13 protein-coding genes are annotated in these 16469 nt (G+C 64.4%); 6 read left to right on the top strand and 7 right to left on the bottom strand.

All coding sequences use genetic code 11. From position 1 onward, the window contains the following. Positions 1–2: 2 nt before the first annotated feature. The 6 genes from OCK01_RS19130 to OCK01_RS19105 form a co-directional block, all read right to left on the bottom strand. On the bottom strand, positions 3–1754 hold the full coding sequence (locus OCK01_RS19130; RefSeq protein WP_263825308.1) for a hydantoinase B/oxoprolinase family protein: 1752 nt from the start codon (positions 1752–1754) through the stop codon (positions 3–5). A 3-nt stretch (positions 1755–1757) separates the two neighbouring features. Next, entirely contained in the window at positions 1758–3845 is a 2088-nt protein-coding gene (locus OCK01_RS19125; protein WP_263825307.1) for a hydantoinase/oxoprolinase family protein, read from the bottom strand. Positions 3846–3920: 75 nt separating this feature from the next. Continuing rightward, positions 3921–4505, bottom strand: a complete 585-nt coding sequence (locus OCK01_RS19120; protein WP_263825306.1) for an amino acid synthesis family protein — start codon at positions 4503–4505, stop codon at positions 3921–3923. Beyond that, on the bottom strand, positions 4502–5086 hold the full coding sequence (locus OCK01_RS19115; RefSeq protein WP_263825305.1) for an amino acid synthesis family protein: 585 nt from the start codon (positions 5084–5086) through the stop codon (positions 4502–4504). The genes OCK01_RS19120 and OCK01_RS19115 overlap by 4 nt, the downstream gene beginning before the upstream one ends. Beyond that, positions 5079–5999 (bottom strand): UPF0280 family protein, encoded by a 921-nt coding sequence (locus OCK01_RS19110; protein WP_263825304.1) that lies wholly within the window; start codon positions 5997–5999, stop codon positions 5079–5081. Before OCK01_RS19110 ends, OCK01_RS19115 begins: the two co-directional genes overlap by 8 nt. Positions 6000–6003: 4 nt before the next feature. After that, the gene (locus tag OCK01_RS19105) at positions 6004–7497 is read right to left on the bottom strand and encodes a 6-hydroxynicotinate reductase (protein ID WP_263825303.1); all 1494 of its coding nucleotides are present in this window, start codon (positions 7495–7497) and stop codon (positions 6004–6006) included. Positions 7498–7714: 217 nt separating this feature from the next. Here OCK01_RS19105 and OCK01_RS19100 point away from each other — a divergent pair, with 217 nt between their 5' ends. From OCK01_RS19100 to OCK01_RS19075, 6 genes are all read left to right on the top strand, one after another. After that, positions 7715–8164, top strand: coding sequence for a MarR family winged helix-turn-helix transcriptional regulator (locus OCK01_RS19100; protein ID WP_263825302.1), 450 nt, complete (start codon positions 7715–7717; stop codon positions 8162–8164). A 185-nt stretch (positions 8165–8349) separates the two neighbouring features. Further along, positions 8350–8850, top strand: a complete 501-nt coding sequence (locus OCK01_RS19095; protein ID WP_263825301.1) for a (2Fe-2S)-binding protein — start codon at positions 8350–8352, stop codon at positions 8848–8850. After that, positions 8847–12386, top strand: coding sequence for a molybdopterin-dependent oxidoreductase (locus OCK01_RS19090; protein WP_263825300.1), 3540 nt, complete (start codon positions 8847–8849; stop codon positions 12384–12386). The genes OCK01_RS19095 and OCK01_RS19090 overlap by 4 nt, the downstream gene beginning before the upstream one ends. 83 nt (positions 12387–12469) lie before the next feature. Then, complete coding sequence (locus OCK01_RS19085; protein ID WP_263825299.1) at positions 12470–12856, top strand: hypothetical protein; 387 nt, start codon at positions 12470–12472, stop codon at positions 12854–12856. Between the two features lie 110 nt (positions 12857–12966). Beyond that, positions 12967–13884, top strand: coding sequence for a copper uptake system-associated protein (locus OCK01_RS19080; protein WP_263825298.1), 918 nt, complete (start codon positions 12967–12969; stop codon positions 13882–13884). A gap of 39 nt (positions 13885–13923) precedes the next feature. Continuing rightward, positions 13924–14541 carry an SCO family protein gene (locus OCK01_RS19075; protein WP_263825297.1) on the top strand — a complete coding sequence of 206 codons (618 nt, stop codon included), beginning with the start codon at positions 13924–13926 and terminating at the stop codon, positions 14539–14541. Positions 14542–14607: 66 nt separating this feature from the next. Here OCK01_RS19075 and OCK01_RS19070 read toward each other — a convergent pair whose 3' ends face one another. Continuing rightward, positions 14608–16446 (bottom strand): methyl-accepting chemotaxis protein, encoded by a 1839-nt coding sequence (locus OCK01_RS19070; RefSeq protein ID WP_263825296.1) that lies wholly within the window; start codon positions 16444–16446, stop codon positions 14608–14610. Between the last annotated feature and the right edge of the window lie 23 nt (positions 16447–16469).

Below are 16469 nucleotides of genomic sequence, written 5' to 3'. Positions count from 1 at the left end.
CCTCAGGCCGCCTTTGCAGATCGCGATGCTTTCGTCGCCGCGATATCGACATCGCCGGCCGCATCGAGCGCCACGCCGAACAGAGCCAGGGCTTGGTCGAGCGTGTAGCGTCCGAGCCTGACATCGCGGGCCACGGCTTCCGGATCCCGTTCGAACGGATCGCCGTAGCCGCCGCCGCCGGGGGTCTGCACCCGCACCCGGTCGCCGGCTTTCAGCGGAATGTCCTGCGCCTTCGACAGATGCTCGGGCGTCATGGCGACGCCGTCGCGATAAAGCGTCACTTGATTGGGCGCGCCATCCTTGCCGCCGAGCGCGCCCGGAGGTCCGAAACGGCCGTGATCCATCACGAAGCTCGCAGTGGCCTGTCCGCGCCGCAGTTCGATCTCATAGTCGAGACCGAAGCCGCCGCGATGGCGGCCCGCGCCGCCGGAGCCTTCGCGAAGCGCATAGCGGTGATAGAGCACCGGATATTGCTGCTCCATGATTTCCACCGGCGGCGCCTTGGAAATGCCGATGGTCGAGCAGCCATTGGCCAGCCCGTCGTGATCGGCGTTGCCGCCATAGCCGCCGCCGGAGATCTGATACATGACATAGCCCTGGCCGCGTTCGGGATCATGGCCGCCGAGCGCGAAATTGCCGGAACTTCCGGCCGGCGAGGCCGTCACCCGGTCCGGCAGCGCCTCGACCAGCGCCGCAAACACCGCCTCGGCGATCCGCTGGCTGACTTCGGCGGCGCAGCCGGACACAGGTCGCGGATAATGGGCGTCAAGGAACGTGCCTTCCGGGCGGATCACCGTCAGCGGCTCAAACGCGCCCGCCGAGATCGGGACATCCGGAAAAATATGGCGCATGGCGAGATAGACGGAGGACAGCGTCGTCGCCAGCACCGAATTCATCGGGCCGATGCAGGGTTTGGAAGAACCAGTGAAATCGAAGGTCAATTCGCCTTGATTGGCTGTCACCGTCAGGCGGATTTCGAGCGGTTCATTGACCACGCCGTCGCTGTCGACATAGGCGGTCGAGCGGTAAACGCCATCCGGGATGAGGCGGATATTGGCGCGCATCTGGTCGGCCGCGCGGCGGCGCAATTCGGCGATCGCCTCGGTCACCGTCGCGTCGCCATAGCGATCCAAGAGCCGCACAAGGCGTTTCTCGCCCACGAGGAGGGCAGCGGCCTGCGCCTTGACGTCGCCGATGCGCTGGTCGGCCACGCGGATATTCGAGCAGATGATCGCGTAGATTTCCGTGTCGAGTTCGCCTTGCTTGAACAGGCGCACGGGCGGCAGACGCAGACCTTCCTGCTCCACCGATGTCGCCGAAGCAGAGAAGCCGCCCGGCACCGCGCCGCCGGTATCGGGCCAATGGCCTGTATTCGACAGCCAGCAGAAGATCTCGCCATTGCGATAAACGGGCATGGCGAAGCGAACATCCATCAGATGCGTGCCGCCGAGATAGGGGTCGTTGACGATATAGATGTCGCCCGGCTTGGGAGCCGCCGCCTTGCCGGCGGCGATCATCTCGATCAGCACGCGGGTGGAATACTGCATCGTGCCGACGAACACCGGCAGGCCGCTAGATCCTTGCGCGATCAGCGCGCCGTCGACGGCGGAATAGATGCCGTCGGAGCGGTCATTGGCCTCAGCGATAACAGGCGAGAAGGCGGCGCGGGAGAAGGACAGGTCCATCTCGTCGCAGACCTGCTGCAGGCCGGATTGAATGACGGAGAGCGTGATGGGATCAATGCCTTGGGTCATGGCTCAGCCTCCGATGGTGATGATGATGTTGCCGTCGGCGTCCTGACGAGCGACGTCGCCGGGCTCGATGACGATGGTCGTGTCCATCTGTTCGATGATCGCAGGACCTTCGACGACGGCGTCGGCGGGCAGATGGTCGCGCCAGTAGACCGGCGTCTCTACGAAGCCGCCGAAAAACACCGGACGTCTGCCGGTCTCGGCTTCGGCGAGGCTCGCCTTGCGGCCGCTGGCGTCGATCAGCGCCGAGAGATCGATCTCCTCACGGCGTCCGATGACCGATGTATTGACATTGACGAGATTGGCGCGGATTTCCGGCAGCGCCACATGGAAGCGGGCGAAATAGGCCTCTTCGAAGCGCTGCTGCAACTCTTCGCGGCTCGGCGTGGGATTGGGCAACGGCACGCGCAGCACATGCGTTTGGCCGATGAACTGCATGTCGACCGAGCGCATCTCGCGGATTTCGCGGATTTGCACGGCTTCCTTGGCGATCAGGCTGCGGCCTTCCTCGCTCTGGCGGGCGAAGATCTGGTGGACCGTGTCGATATCGGCGACGGCCAAAGGACGATTGACCGTCTGCACGAAATCATGCCGGAGATCGGCCACCACGCAGCCCAGCGCATTGGTGATGCCGGGTCTGGAGGGCGCAAGAACCTTGGGAATGCCGAGTTCCCTGGCGATGGCGGAGGCGTGGAGTGGCCCCGCGCCGCCGAAAGCGAAGAGCGCGAAATCGCGCGGATCTTCGCCGAGGCTGACCGAGACCATGCGCACGGCGTCGGACATGCGGGCATTGGCGATGCGGATCACGGCGTCGGCGGCCTGGATCGCGTCGAGGCCGAGCCTGTCGCCGATCTCGCGGGCGAATGCGGCTTCGACATCGGCGAGCGTCACGCCGCCCGGCACCTTGTTGAGGCGCGAGGGGTTGAGGCGGCCGAGCAGAAGATTGGCGTCGGAGATGGTCGGCCTGGTTCCGCCCTTGCCATAGCAAATCGGGCCAGGGGTGGCGCCGGCGCTTTCCGGGCCGACCTGCAGCAAGCCGGCTTCCGTGACGCGGGCGATCGAACCGCCGCCGGCGCCGACGGTGCGCACATCCACCATCGGCACATGGATCGGCATGGCGTATTCCACCTCGATCTCGTTGGAGACGGTGGGCTCGGCGTTGCGGATCAGCGCGACATCGGTGGAGGTGCCGCCCATGTCATAGGTGATCAGATTGGGCATGCCCGCGCGGCGGCCGGTATAGGCGGCGGCCATCACGCCCGAGGCCGGGCCGGACATCACCGTCTTGGCCGCTTCATTGGCGACCCGGCGAGCCGACACCATGCCGCCATTGCCGTTCATCACCAGCACGTCATGGCGATAGCCGCGCGCGGCCAGCGTATCGGCGAGACGCTCGACATAGCGGCGCAACAGCGGCTGCACCGAGGCGTTGACGGCGGCGGTGACGCCGCGCTCATATTCACGGCTTTCCGACAGCAGCGCGTGCCCCATGGTGATGTTGCCGTTCGGCCAGATCTCGCGGGCGATCTCGCCGGCCCGGAGTTCATGGGCGGGATTTGCGTAGGCATGCAGGAAGTGAATCACCAGCGACTCGCAGCCCTTGTCGACCAGTTCTTTCAACGCCGAACGGAGCGCATCCTCGTCGAGCGGCGTCACCACCGCGCCGCGCGCATCCATGCGCTCGGGGACTTCCATGCGCAGATCGCGCGGAATGATCGGCCGGAAGTCGCCCTTCATGCCATAGGCCTGCGGCCGGGTGCGGCGACCAAGCTCCAGCACGTCGCGGAAGCCCATGGTGGTGATCATGCCGGTCTTGCAGAGCTGGCGTTCGAGCACGGCGTTGGTGGTGGTGGTCGTGCCATGCACGATAAGATCCAGCGCGGCGAAATCGGCCTCGGCCGCCTCGAGCGCATGGATCACGCCGAAGGCCTGATTGTCGAGCGTCGTCGGCGTTTTCGCCAGCCGCACCGTGCCGGTTGCAGTGTCGAACAGCACGAGATCGGTGAAGGTGCCGCCGACATCGACGCCGGCGACGATCGATTGGTTGGAGGATGGAGTCCTGGCGTCGGTCGCCGATGCGGGGGGCTTAGACACGGCTGTTCCTTGCTTATTATTGTTTGTATACGAATGATATTGTCAGCCGCTATCTGGGCTGTCAAGCAAGGGCGGTCAGCGCAGACCGTCCTTGCCTTCGATTTCCTGGACCGTCAGACCGCCGATACGGGGCAGGGGCCGGCCGCTGTCCGTCAGTGCCACTGCGACCATGATTTCCCCGGCTCTCGGGCTATCGGCGAGCCTGATATCCATGCCGTCGAAATGCGAGCGGACATAGGCCGCATCCTTGTGCCCCAGGGGAATGTCGAGCGTCTGCCCCGGGCCGCCGCGCTTCTTGGACGAGGGCACCAGAGCCGCGCCCTTTTCGACGGCGGCGCGCAACGGCTTGCCCAGCGCGGGATGCAGAATGGCGGCGGCATGTTCGAGCTCGCCGTTCTCGCCCACCATCGCCGCCTTGCCATAGCTTTCGACGGCGCTGGGTTCGATGCCCAACGCGTCGACGCAGCGCCGGCCGAGGAGATCGCCCAGTTCTGCGCCGATGTCGATCAGATCGGTGAGATCCTCGACATAACGGCCCGCAAAGGGGTTGCGGATCACCGCCACCGCCGCGACCTTGCGGGTCGGAGGGGTGACCTCGCGGCCCATTTCCTGGCGCAGTTCCTCGACGAAGACCGCGATTTTCCGGATTTGCGCCTTCACCGCAGTCCGTCCTCGCCCTTGATGTCCTCGGCCTTGAGGCCGCCGACGCGGGCATGGATGCGGGCGCCGGTGGTCATGACAAGGCAGAGCACGATCTCGTTGGCGCGCGGCGCATCCGACACGCCGACTTCCATGGCGTCGAAATGGCTGCGCACATAGGACGCGTTGATATGGGTGACGGGCACGTCGAGCCGCGTTCCGGGACCGCCGACTTTCTTGGTCGAGGGCACGATGGCCTTGGCGTCGCCGAGCGCTTCGCGCATGGCGTAGCCGCCCGGCACATGCCAGAGCGCGCCATGCTCGAGTTCTCCGCCCTGGCCGACGATCGCGCCCTTTCCATAGGCCTGGATATCGCCCGCGTCGCCGCCGAGGATGTCGATCAGTTTGCGCGCCATCTCAAGACCGAGCGGCTCGAGATCCTTCATGAAGCCCGCAATCTCCGGCTCATAACGGCCGGCGAAGGGATTTTCGATCACGGCCATGACCGCGCCGCGCTTGAGCGGCGTCTCGGACACCGGGCCGCCCTCGTGGAAGACCTCTTCGACGATGGTGGCGATCTTGCGGACTTTGGGTTCAGGCATAGAGTTTTTCCTCCGGAATGGGGATGTGCGGGGCAGAAGGGTGGGGCGGCGTAACGAGCCGGCCATGACGACCGAGAAACAAAGCCGACCGCTCGATGAGAGTCCTTAAGCGAAGGTTTTTGGCCATGGCCTCGCCTTTGTCGAGCGCGAAGGCAATGTCCTGATCTGTGAGCGCGCCGACGCCTGTCGTGACGAGGCGAGCGCCGAGATCGCTGTCGTCGACGACAGTGTCTGCGGGCGCCCTGCAGACGGCGGGGTGACCAGGAAGATCGACGGCGTTGGCGATGATCGTGGCCGCCGCGTCAGCGCTCGCAGCACTGTCGGAAAGCGTGGTCACGGAATCGGCGATGCCCATGGACAGTGAGCGCCCACCGCGTCCCGACGTGGCGACGCCCCGGCAACGATCTTCGGCGGTCACGGTGAAATCGCCGAGATCGGCGCCATCCTCGCGGGCGATCTTCACCCGGAACGACGCGTTCTGTTCCAGATGCAGCGCGATGTCGCCGCCATTGTTGACATAGATGCGGTTGGGGCGGTTCTCGGCTGTGAAGCCTAAGAGCATCGCCGTCAGGATTTCGTCGGCCACCGCGCCGGCCACCGCGGCCATCGGCGTGATGAAGTGCTCGCTGGCAAAGGGCAGCACGGCGCGCCACATGCGCCTGGCGACCGCGCCTTGGGGCTCAACACCATCCGGTCGCGCCTGGCTCCTGAGAAGGGGAAGTTCCGCCACGAGTTCGTCGAGAACCGTCTTGAAGCGGCGATGCGCGAGCGCGAAGGCAAGCGCCCGCTGATAGGCTTCGAGTTCCAGCGAATGCGCGCCGTCGACGCCGATCAACAGTTCGATCGGACCGTGCTGCAGATGCAGACGGCCGTTCTGATGTCCATCGAGATAGGCGGCGACCGGTCCCGGCATGATCTCAGGCGCCCCAGCGGAAATTCTTGCCGTCCATCGGCCAGACGCTGTCCTCGGTCGAGGCGATCCGCCGCTCGGCCTGCTCGACGGCGCGCTCCACCGGAATGACGGCGTCCATATGGCCGCCCAGCGCCCGGTAGTCCTCGAGCCGCATGGTGAATTCGATCGGCGCGACGATTGCCGGCGTCGGCACATAGCCGAAACTGTTGGTCGGCATTCTGGTGACGTCGGCCATCACGGTGATGCCGCCGCCCGGCCAGACATAAGCGGGCGCTCCGCCCACCGAAACATAAGTGAGCGCATCCTTGACCGAACGCGTCAGCCGCACCGGATTGGTTGTGACGCCCGCGCGGAGGCTGCCGCCGGCGCCGCCGATAAACAGCACCGAGGTCATGGCCGGTTCGCAGTTTTCAGCGACAATCTCGACGGTCTCCTGAATCGCGGCGGGCAGGATGTCCTGCAAAACGGGGCGAAGCTGATGGTCGAGAATGTAATAGCCATATTGCTCGCCGGTGGTGGAGACCATCAGCAGGCGCAGGCCGGGATAGGCGACCTTGGGGTCGAAATCGCCGAGAATGGCGAGCGGATCGGAAACATTGGTGCCGCCCCAGCCGGTGCCGGGTTCTGCGACCTGGAAATAGCGGCCCGGCGTCGAGCGGCGGCCCTTGATCTTGATGCCGGTCGGGGCGACGTCGAGAAGTTTGCCCGCCTGATGTTCGGAAAGGACGCCGGTGATATGGTCGTCGACCACCACGACCTCGTCGACCATGTCCTTCCACTGCTTGGCGAACATGCCGATCGTGGCGGAACCGCAGCCCACGCGCATACGGCTTTCCTCGACGCCATTGATGATGGGGGGACAGCCTGCCGTGAGCGTCAGCGTGGCGCCACCATCGATCACGAGATCGACGCTTTCGCGGTTGCACAGCCGCAGGATCGTGTCGCAGGTGACGCGGCCCTCTTTCTTGGAGCCGCCGGTCAGATGGTGCACCCCGCCGATCGACAGCATCTGCGAGCCATATTCGCCCGTCGTCACATGGCCGACGGGTTCGCCATCCACCAGCACCTTGGCGGTCTCGGGGCCGATGAAACGATCGGTGTCGATCTTTATCTTGGCGCCGCAATAGGAGAAGATGCCTTCGGTGACCACCGTCACCATGTCGACGCCAGCATGGGTCTGCGACACGATGAAGGGGGCCGGTTTGTAATCGGGATAAGTCGTGCCGGCGCCGACGGCGGTCACGAAGGGCGTGGACGCATGGACGAGATCGCCGTTCCAGTCTTCAGAGCGCTCGTCTGGAAGGAACGCCACCACCTTGCCGCCGTCTCCGATCGTGTTCTCGATGATGGTCAGGGGATCGACGCGGATCAACTCGCCGCCGACATTGGCGTAGCGGTCGCAGGCGCCGGACCGGCCATCGGCGATGTAACACATGACCGGACAGGCGTCGCAGCGGATCTTTCCATTCACGGCGCTTTCGACTTGCTGTTTGACCATCGAAAATTCCCCCGGGCGCCGTTGGCGCGGCGGCGCGTCAATATTATTTGTGTACAAACGAAATTGATCCGCTTTGCTGATCCTGTCAAGTGTGGAGTTCCGCTGGTGTCACGTTCCTCGGTTGGCGGATGAAATCGTCCCGCAATTGACAATCCACCCGCCGCCGGTAAACCGGAAACACGGATCGGACCTAATCCGGCCGGAAAGGATGACGTTCATGTCGAGGGAAAGCGCAGAGCCGATTATGTCTGTGGCGGAGGCGTATCGTGTCGACGAGCAGATCGGCTTTCTGCTCCGGCAGGCCAATCAACGGCATGTCGCGATCTTTGCGGCGCGTATGGGCGACAAACTGACCACCATGCAGTGGTCGGCGCTGATCAAGCTCCGGGAAATCCAGCCATCGTCGCAGAACCAGTTGGGCCGCGAAATCGCCATGGATGCCGCGACGACCAAGGGCGTCATCGACCGTTTGGTGGCGCGCGGTTATGTCTCGACCTCGCCGGATCCCGAGGACGGTCGACGGGTGATCCTGTCTTTGACCGACGCCGGCGATGAGGCGGTGACGCGCAATCTCGCCTCCGCCCGGACAGTGACCGAAGAGACGCTTGCGCCTCTGACCGCCGATGAGCGCTCGATCCTCCTGGACCTCATTCGCAAGCTCTGCTGACGGGCGCCGTCTCACCGTGAACGGGCCAAGAATTCATTTGCGCACGAATGATTTCTTGTTATCATCCCCTTGATGGATGCGATCGAAAAAAACCAAAAGGGGAACGCCGCAATCCTGAGCCCAATCCCTGTCCGGGAGCAAGGCCGGATTCCCGCGCGATGTCCCACCGATAGGGCGGGTGCGCGATGTTTTCACCCCCGCTGACGCTTACGATCAACGGCGAGGACCGTGAGTTTTCCCTGCCGGCGGACACGCCGCTGCTTTACGTGTTGCGCAATGATTGCGCGCTGAACGGCCCCAAATTCGGCTGCGGTCTTGGTGAATGCGGGGCCTGCGCCGTGTTGCTCGATGGTCGGCCGGTCCGGTCCTGCGCGACCCCGCTTGCTGCCGTCGCAAAGCGTGAGGTGACGACGCTCGAGGGGCTTTCCCGCGATGGAAAACCGCATCCGGTGCAGCAGGCCTTCATCGACATGCAGGCTGCGCAATGCGGCTATTGCCTCAACGGCATGATCATCGCCACCGTCGGGCTTCTCTCCCGCAATCCCGATCCAACCGAAGCCGAAATCCGCGCCGCACTTCGCCGCCATCTCTGTCGCTGCGGAACGCATATGGAAATCCTGGCGGCCGTCAGGCTGGCGCGCGCGCGGCTGGCTGCCCCTGAAACTGCGGAGACTGAAGCATCATGACTGCGCCGCGCGAAGCCAGCCGGGACGCCTATCTCGCCATGTCCGACGCGCTGCTGGTCGTCAGGCCGGGAGGCTCGAACCAGCCTGACATCTATCTCGCCATGACGGCGGCGGGCGAGGTGGTCGGATTCAACGGTCATGTCGATCTCGGCACCGGCATCCGCACTGCGCTCGCCCAGATCATCGCCGAAGAACTGGATGTCGCGTTCGCGAGCGTGCGCATGGTGCTGGGCGCGACCAGCGCCGCCCCCGATCAAGGCCCCACCATCGCCAGCGAAACGATCCAGATCACCGCGATCCCGCTTCGGCAGGCCGCGGCGACGGCGCGACGCCGGCTGGTGCAGGCGGCGGCGGAGCTATGGGGCGTCGAGCCCGAGGAGATTGGAGTTTCCGAGGGCGTATTGAGCCATGGCGACCGCCGGACCTCCTATGCGGAACTGCTCGTCGGCTGGCGCGAGCGGGTCGAGATCGACCCCATGGCGCCCATGAAGCCGGGCGCCGAGTTCCGCATCGTCGGCCAGTCGCAGCCGCGCAATGATATTCCCGCCAAAGCGTCGGGCGACTGGGTCTATGTGCATGATGTCAGGCTGCCGGACATGCTGCATGGCCGCGTCATCCGCCCGCCCTATGTCGGCTTCGATCATGGCGAAGGCGTCGGCGCGAGCCTGCTGGGCGTCGATGAAGCCTATGTCGCGAATATGCCCGGTCTGGTGTCCGTTGTCGTGATCGGCGATTTCGTCGGTGTCGTCGCCGAACGCGAGGAACAGGCCGTAGGGATCGCTAAGGCGCTGAAACTGACCTGGCGCGAGCCGCCGAAACGTCCTGATCTCAATGCGCCGGAAGAGGCGTTGCGCGACAATCCCGCCTCGCGTCGGCTGTTGAAGGAGAGCGGCGATGTCGATCTGGCGCTCGATGGCGCTTCGCCGCGCATGGACCGCACTTATGTCTGGCCCTATCAGATGCATGGCTCGATCGGCCCGTCCTGCGCGGTAGCCGACTGGAGTCCTGAGCGCCTCACCGTCTGGTCCGGCACGCAAAATCCCTATTTCATGCGCCGCGATCTCGCCCGCCTCATGGATATGCCCGAGGAGGCGATCGTGGTGGAGCGGCACGAGGCCGCCGGCTGTTACGGCCGCAATTGCGCCGATGACGTGACCGCCGACGCAGCGCTTCTATCGCGCGCCGTGGGGCGTCCTGTCCGCGTGCAGTTGACGCGTGAGCAGGAACATGGCTGGGAGCCGAAGGGTGCGGCGCAAGTCATCGATGTGCGCGGCGGTCTCGATCTCGAAGGCGGCCCGATCGCCTATGATTTCGAGACACGCTATCCCTCCAATCTCGCCCCGACGCTGGCGCTGGTGCTGACCGGCAAGACGACCGGCAACGACACCGTCGAAATGGGCGACCGCACCGCGATCCCGCCTTACTCGGTCGGCAATATGCGCATCGCCGTGCATGACATGCCGCCGATCGCGCGGGCCTCCTGGTTTCGCGGCGTGTCCGCCATGCCGAATTCCTTCGCCCATGAGAGCTTTTTCGATGAACTCGCCGCCGCCGCCGGCGTCGATCCAGTGGAATACCGGCTTCGCTATCTGACCGATCCCAGGGCGATCGACCTGGTGCGCGCGGTGGCGGAAAAGGCCAAATGGAAGCCGCGCACCCGCTGGGGCAGCGAAGGCGGCGAGGGCGACCTGCTTTATGGCCGCGGCTTCGCCTATGCGCTTTACGTCCACGGAAAGTTTCCCGGAACGCCCGCCGCATGGTCGGCCTGGGTGGCCGATGTCGCCGTCAACAAGCGCACCGGTCAGGTGACCGTGACGCGGGTGACGGTGGGGCAGGATTCCGGCCTGATGATCAATCCGGACGGCGTCCGCCATCAGATTCACGGCAATGTCATCCAGTCCGTCAGCCGCGTGCTGAAGGAAAAGGTGACCTTCACCGAAACGGGCGTCGAGAGCCTGGAATGGGGAGGCTATCCGATCCTCACATTTGAGGAGACGCCCGATATCGACGTGCTGATGATCCCGCGTCCGGACGAGCCGCCAATGGGCGTCGGCGAATCCGCCTCCGTGCCGAGCGCTGCGGCGATCGTCAACGCTGTTTATGACGCTACGGGCCTGCGCTTCCGTGAATTGCCGCTCACGCCGGATCGGATTCTCGCCGGACTGGGCCGGCAGGCCTTGCCTGCTTCGGGCAAAGACGGCGGCAAGAGGCGGATGTCCTGGTTCCGTCGCGGCTTCGGCTTCGCCGGACTGGCCGGGCTCGCCGCCTTCGGACTGGCGACGGCGTCGCCCTGGCGGCCGTCGATTGCTGCCATTCAACGGCCCGATCCGGCCGTGTTCAGTCCGGCGTCGGTGGAGCGCGGCCGTCTGGTCGCCGCCGCCGGCGGCTGCGCGACCTGTCATGCCGGCCCCGAGGGCGCGGCCTTGGCCGGCGGGCGGGCGTTCGAGACGTCGTTCGGCACGGTGCGCGCCGCCAATATCTCGCCGGACGAAACGCATGGCATCGGCGGCTGGTCTTACCCGGCCTTTGCCCGCGCAGTCCGGGAGGGCGTCAGCCGAAACGGCGCTCATCTCTATCCAGCCCATCCCTATACGTCCTTCGTCAATGTGTCGGACCAGGATCTTCAGGATCTCTACGCTTTCGTGATGAGCGCTCCGGCCGCGCACCAGCCCGCACCCAAATCGGAGATGAGACCGCCTTTCAACATCAGGGGATTGATGGCCGGCTGGAACACGCTGTTTATCGGCGCCAAGACCGTCGCCTATGACCCCGCCAAAGGCGAAGCCTGGAACCGGGGCGCCTATCTGGTCGAAGGCCTGGGCCACTGTTCCGCCTGCCATACCGACCGCAACATATTGGGCGCCGAGCGCAGCGGCGACGCCCATCTCGCAGGCGGCTTTGCCGACGGCTGGGCGGCGCCGGCGATCAATGGCCGGGGCGAGGGCGCCGTGCCCTGGACCAAGGCGTCGCTTTACGACTATCTCCGCCGCGGTCATTCCGATGATCACGGCGGCGCCGGCGGCCCGATGGCGCAGGTCGTCGCCTCGCTCTCGGCTTTGCCGGACACGGACATCGAGGCGATGGCGACCTACCTCGCCAGTATGACGCCGGAGCCTGGTCCAACCGAGGTCGAAAGCCTGAAACAACAGGCGCTGCAACGCGCCGAGGCTGCGCGAGAGGTGGCCGCGCTGGCCCATCCCGAAGGTCAGCGGCTGTTCGAGGGCGCCTGTTCCTCCTGCCACGAAGACGAGGCGCTCGCGACCCATCTTGCGCTCAACACCAATCTCCGTAGCGACAGGGCTGACAATGTGCTTCAGGCGATCCTGCATGGCGCGCCAGCGCCGGCGGGTATGAGGGAACGCCTGCACGCCGCCGGCCAGCCGATGTCGATGCCATCTTTCGCCGATAGTCTGTCGGATCGGCAGATCATGGAACTTGGACGCTATCTGCGCGCCCGCTTCGCACCCGATCGCCCAGACTGGGCGATGGACGCCGAGACGCTGTCCGCCATTCGCAGCACGCCCGCTTCGCACTGACCGCTATCACCCTAGGAGCATGGATGTGCGGCGCACAAATTTGCCGCATTGCCGGGTTGTGGAAAAGCAAATAGAGAGGGTGCATGACGATTTTTCGGCCCCGCAAAGATATTCGAAACATCGCGATGATGCTGCGCCTTTTCTGCGCGCTCGCCATCGCGATGGTCGGCTTTGCCCATAAGCCGTTATTGGCGGCGGAAGGGTCCGGATATGAGGTCTCGGTCTTGCCGGATGGCGAAATCGCGACGATGTGCCTCTCGTCTCCCGACCTCGACGGCAAAAAATCTGTCGGCACAGGTTCCTGCGAAGCCTGCCGCCTGTCTTCCGCCTGCCTGTCGCCAGATCCACCGGAGAGCCAGGGCGTTTTGATCCGCACGGCTCTTACAGCGCCGTTCGTGGCCAGGCGCGCTTGTCCACCGCTCGACGTGCTTTCTTATCGGGGCGCGCCGCGCGCCTCGCCATCCATCTGAGCGTTGCGCCGCTTAGCCCATCGGCTCGACCGCGGCTTTGCAGGATCGGCGAAGGGCGAAAGCCCCTTGCGCCATCAAAGTTCAGAAAATTCCGCACAGGATCACCTCCCATGAAGAAGACATTCATTCGCGCCGCCGTCATGGCCGCCATATTCGCCGCAGCGCCGGCGCTCGCCCACGAATACAAGCTCGGTCAGATCGAGATCGACCATCCCTATTCCCGCGCCATGCTGCCGGGCGCAGCGGTCGGCGGCGGTTATCTGAAGATCGTCAACCATGGCGAAGCCGACCGGCTGCTGCGCGTGACGACCTCGCGCGCCAAGTCCACGCAGCTGCATGAGATGCAGATGGGCGACGACGTGATGACCATGCGGGAAATGACGGACGGCCTGGAAATTCCCGCCCATGGTGTTCTCGAACTGAAGCCCGGCGCATTCCATATCATGTTCATGAATGTCGCAGAACCGTTCAAGGAAGGCGAGCGCGTCAAGGCGACGCTTACTTTCGAAAAGGCCGGCTCCGTCGATGTCGACTTCGTCGTCGGCGCTCCGGCTGGCGCTCGCTCCGCCCATGCCGAGCATGAGGGCGGCCATGACCATATGGCGCATCAGCATGCCCAGGCGGATGCGCACGCCCATCATGATCACACCGCCCATCATATGCAGGCCGCCTCCGGCGATCCCGCGCAGGATATCGCCGCGATCATGAAGGGGATGTTCGAGACGCCTGACGCCCCGCTGTCCGTCGAACCCGTCGTGGTGCAGGGCGAATGGGCTGTCGCAGGCTGGGCTCAGCAGGATCGCGGCGGTCGGGCGCTTCTCAAGAAAAAGGGCGAGGCCTGGGCTATCCAGATCTGCAGCGGCGACAGCCTCAAGCAGGCAGATGCGCTCGAAAAAGCAGGCATTTCCAAGCAGGACGCCGAGGCTCTGGCCGCCAAGGTCGTCGAAGCCGAAAAGAATATCGATGCCGGGAAACTGGCGCTGTTCGCCAGCTTCGAAGGCACGGTGATGGTCGATGGCGGCGAATAGGGACAAGGGAGCCGCTGGAACCCAGCGAGATCACGCGCAATGACCAAGACCAACCCCTTCCTGATCGTTGTTCTGGCCGTTATCGGCCTGTTCATGTCGGCGCTCGTCGGCATCATCGCCTGGGTGGCGGCGGATGATTACAGGCCCGGCCCGTTCCGCGAAACCTTCACGCTGATCAATGATCGCGGCGAGACGGTGACGGAAAAGATGTTCCGCGGACGGCCCTCGCTCGTCTATTTCGGTTATACGCATTGCCCGGAAGTCTGCCCGACCACGCTTTACGACGTCTCGGTCTGGCTGAAGAAGCTGGGTCCGGAAGGGGCGGGTCTGCAGGTCTATTTCATCACCATCGATCCCGAGCGCGACACCCAACAATTGCTGCACGGCTATGTCAACGCCTTCACCGACCGCATCACCGGCGTCACCGGAGATCCCAAGGAAATCAGGAAGGTGGTCGACGGCTGGATGATCCATGCGTCGAAATCGGCGAGCAAGAATGGCGACTATCACATGAGCCATACGACGTCGCTGCTGCTGATCGGCTCGGACGCCCGGCTGAAATATCTGCTTCCCTATGGCACGGAAGACAGTGTCGCGGTCGACCGCATCCGGGATTTCCTGAAACGGGATCGTCGCGCTTCGGAAGCCAACAGTTAAAGATCGAACGCTTGAGGACATTTGAAGCCGCGCGCCTTGTGACGCGCGGCTTTTCTCTTGCTTGCTTCAGGCTGCTCGCCGCTGGTCCCAGGCATGTCCCAGCTCGCGGGCATCGGCTTGGCGGTTGAGCTTGAACTGTCCCACCAGTTCCGAAAGCCCGGTAGAATCCTGGGCGAGCGAATGGCTGATCGCGGTCGTCTCCTCCACCATGGCGGCATTCTGCTGGGTCATCTGGTCGATCGAATTCACCGCTGCCGAGATTTCCTGCAGGCCGATCGACTGTTCGCGCGAGGCGGTGTCGATGGCGTTGATCTTGAGGTCGATGTCGTTGACGAAGGCGGCGATCCGGGTCAGCGCCTGGCCGGTCTCGTCCACCAGGCGCACGCCCGACGACACCTGTTCGCTCGAGCTCTTGATCAGCGTCGAGATTTCCTTGGCCGCATGCGCCGAACGTTGCGCCAGCTCCCGCACTTCCTGAGCCACCACAGCAAAACCCTTCCCGGCATCGCCGGCGCGGGCGGCTTCGACGCCGGCGTTCAGCGCCAGAAGATTGGTCTGAAAGGCGATCTGGTCGATCACCGCGATGATTTGGCCGATCTTGCCCGAGGAGTCCTCGATCCGCCGCATCGCGTCGACCGCCTCGGTCACCACATCCTGAGAGGTCTGGGCGCAGGCGCGGGCGTCGCCGACCAGCGTGCGGGTTTCAGAGGTTCGCTCGGCAGACGACTTCACGGTCGCGGTGACTTCGTCGAGCGAGGCGGAGGTCTGTTCCAGCGCTGCGGCCTGCTGCTCGGTGCGCTTGGCGAGATTGCCAGCCGAATCCTTCATCTCCTCGGCGTTGCCGGAGACCTGGGCTGTCTTGGCCAGCACCTGTTCGAGCGCGCGCTGGAAGGTGGCGATCGAATTGTTGAAATAATGCCGGAGCGGTTCGAAACGCAGCGCGAATGGATGGTCAATCGTCACCCGCATGTCGCAGGCCGCAAGCCGTTCCAGGCCTGCGCCGAGTTCGTCGACCACCTGCTTCAATTCGCCGGCTTCCGTCTGCATCAGTTCCTCGCGGGCGCGCTTTTCCGCCTCGATCCGGTCATTTTGCTCGGCGATCTTGCGGAGCCTGTCCTGGACGCGGGTGCTGACGGAATCGCGCAGCGTTTCGAGCGCGCGCGACATGTCGCCGAATTCGCTGCGGTCCTTCACGCCGCCGATCGGCGCGTCGAACTCTTCGGATGCAATGCGCTGCATGGAGCGCATCAACGATTTCATCGGCGCGATGACGCTGCGGATGACGGTGAAGGCGAAACCCTGCAGGATGATCATGCCGATGATGCTGACCAGGCCCTGTTGACGGCCGATTTCCCAGCGGCGGGCATGGAGGTCGTCGACATAGACGCCGGTGCCGATCACCCAGCCCCAGGGCTCGAACAGAGTGACATGCGAAAGCTTCTCGGCAGGTTCCGATCCGCCGGGCTTCGGCCATTGGTAGGAGACGAAGCCGGACTTTTCATCCCGCGCCACGCGGGTGAATTCTGAAAACAGCGACAGGCCGGTCGGGTCTTTCATGCCGCTGACATCCTTGCCGTTCAATTCCGGCTTGGTCGGGTGCATGATCATCGTCTGATCGAGATCGTTGATCCAGACATAACCGTTGTCGCCGTAGCGCAGCGCGCCGATCGTCTCCATCGCCCGCGCTTGGGCTTGGTCGCGCGTCAGTTTGCCGGAGGTTTCCAGCGCATGCGCGGCGGTGGCGATCGCCATCGCGTTGTCGTCGATGGATGACAAAAGCATGCGCCGGTCCGACATCATCTGCGCGTCGGTAGTCGTCAGACTGAAATAGAAGACACCGCCGAGAACGAGAAAGGCAAGCGCCACGAGGGCGTAAAGCCTCGAAGAAACCGAAAAATTCTGCATGGCCGATCCTGAAATGCAGGTGA

The organism is Rhizobium sp. TRM95796 (assembly GCF_025779995.1).
In the GTDB taxonomy this organism is placed as follows: Bacteria; Pseudomonadota; Alphaproteobacteria; order Rhizobiales; family Rhizobiaceae; genus Rhizobium_E.
Note: the sequence above shows the minus strand (reverse complement) of the source record. Positions and strands in the feature narration are given on the sequence as shown.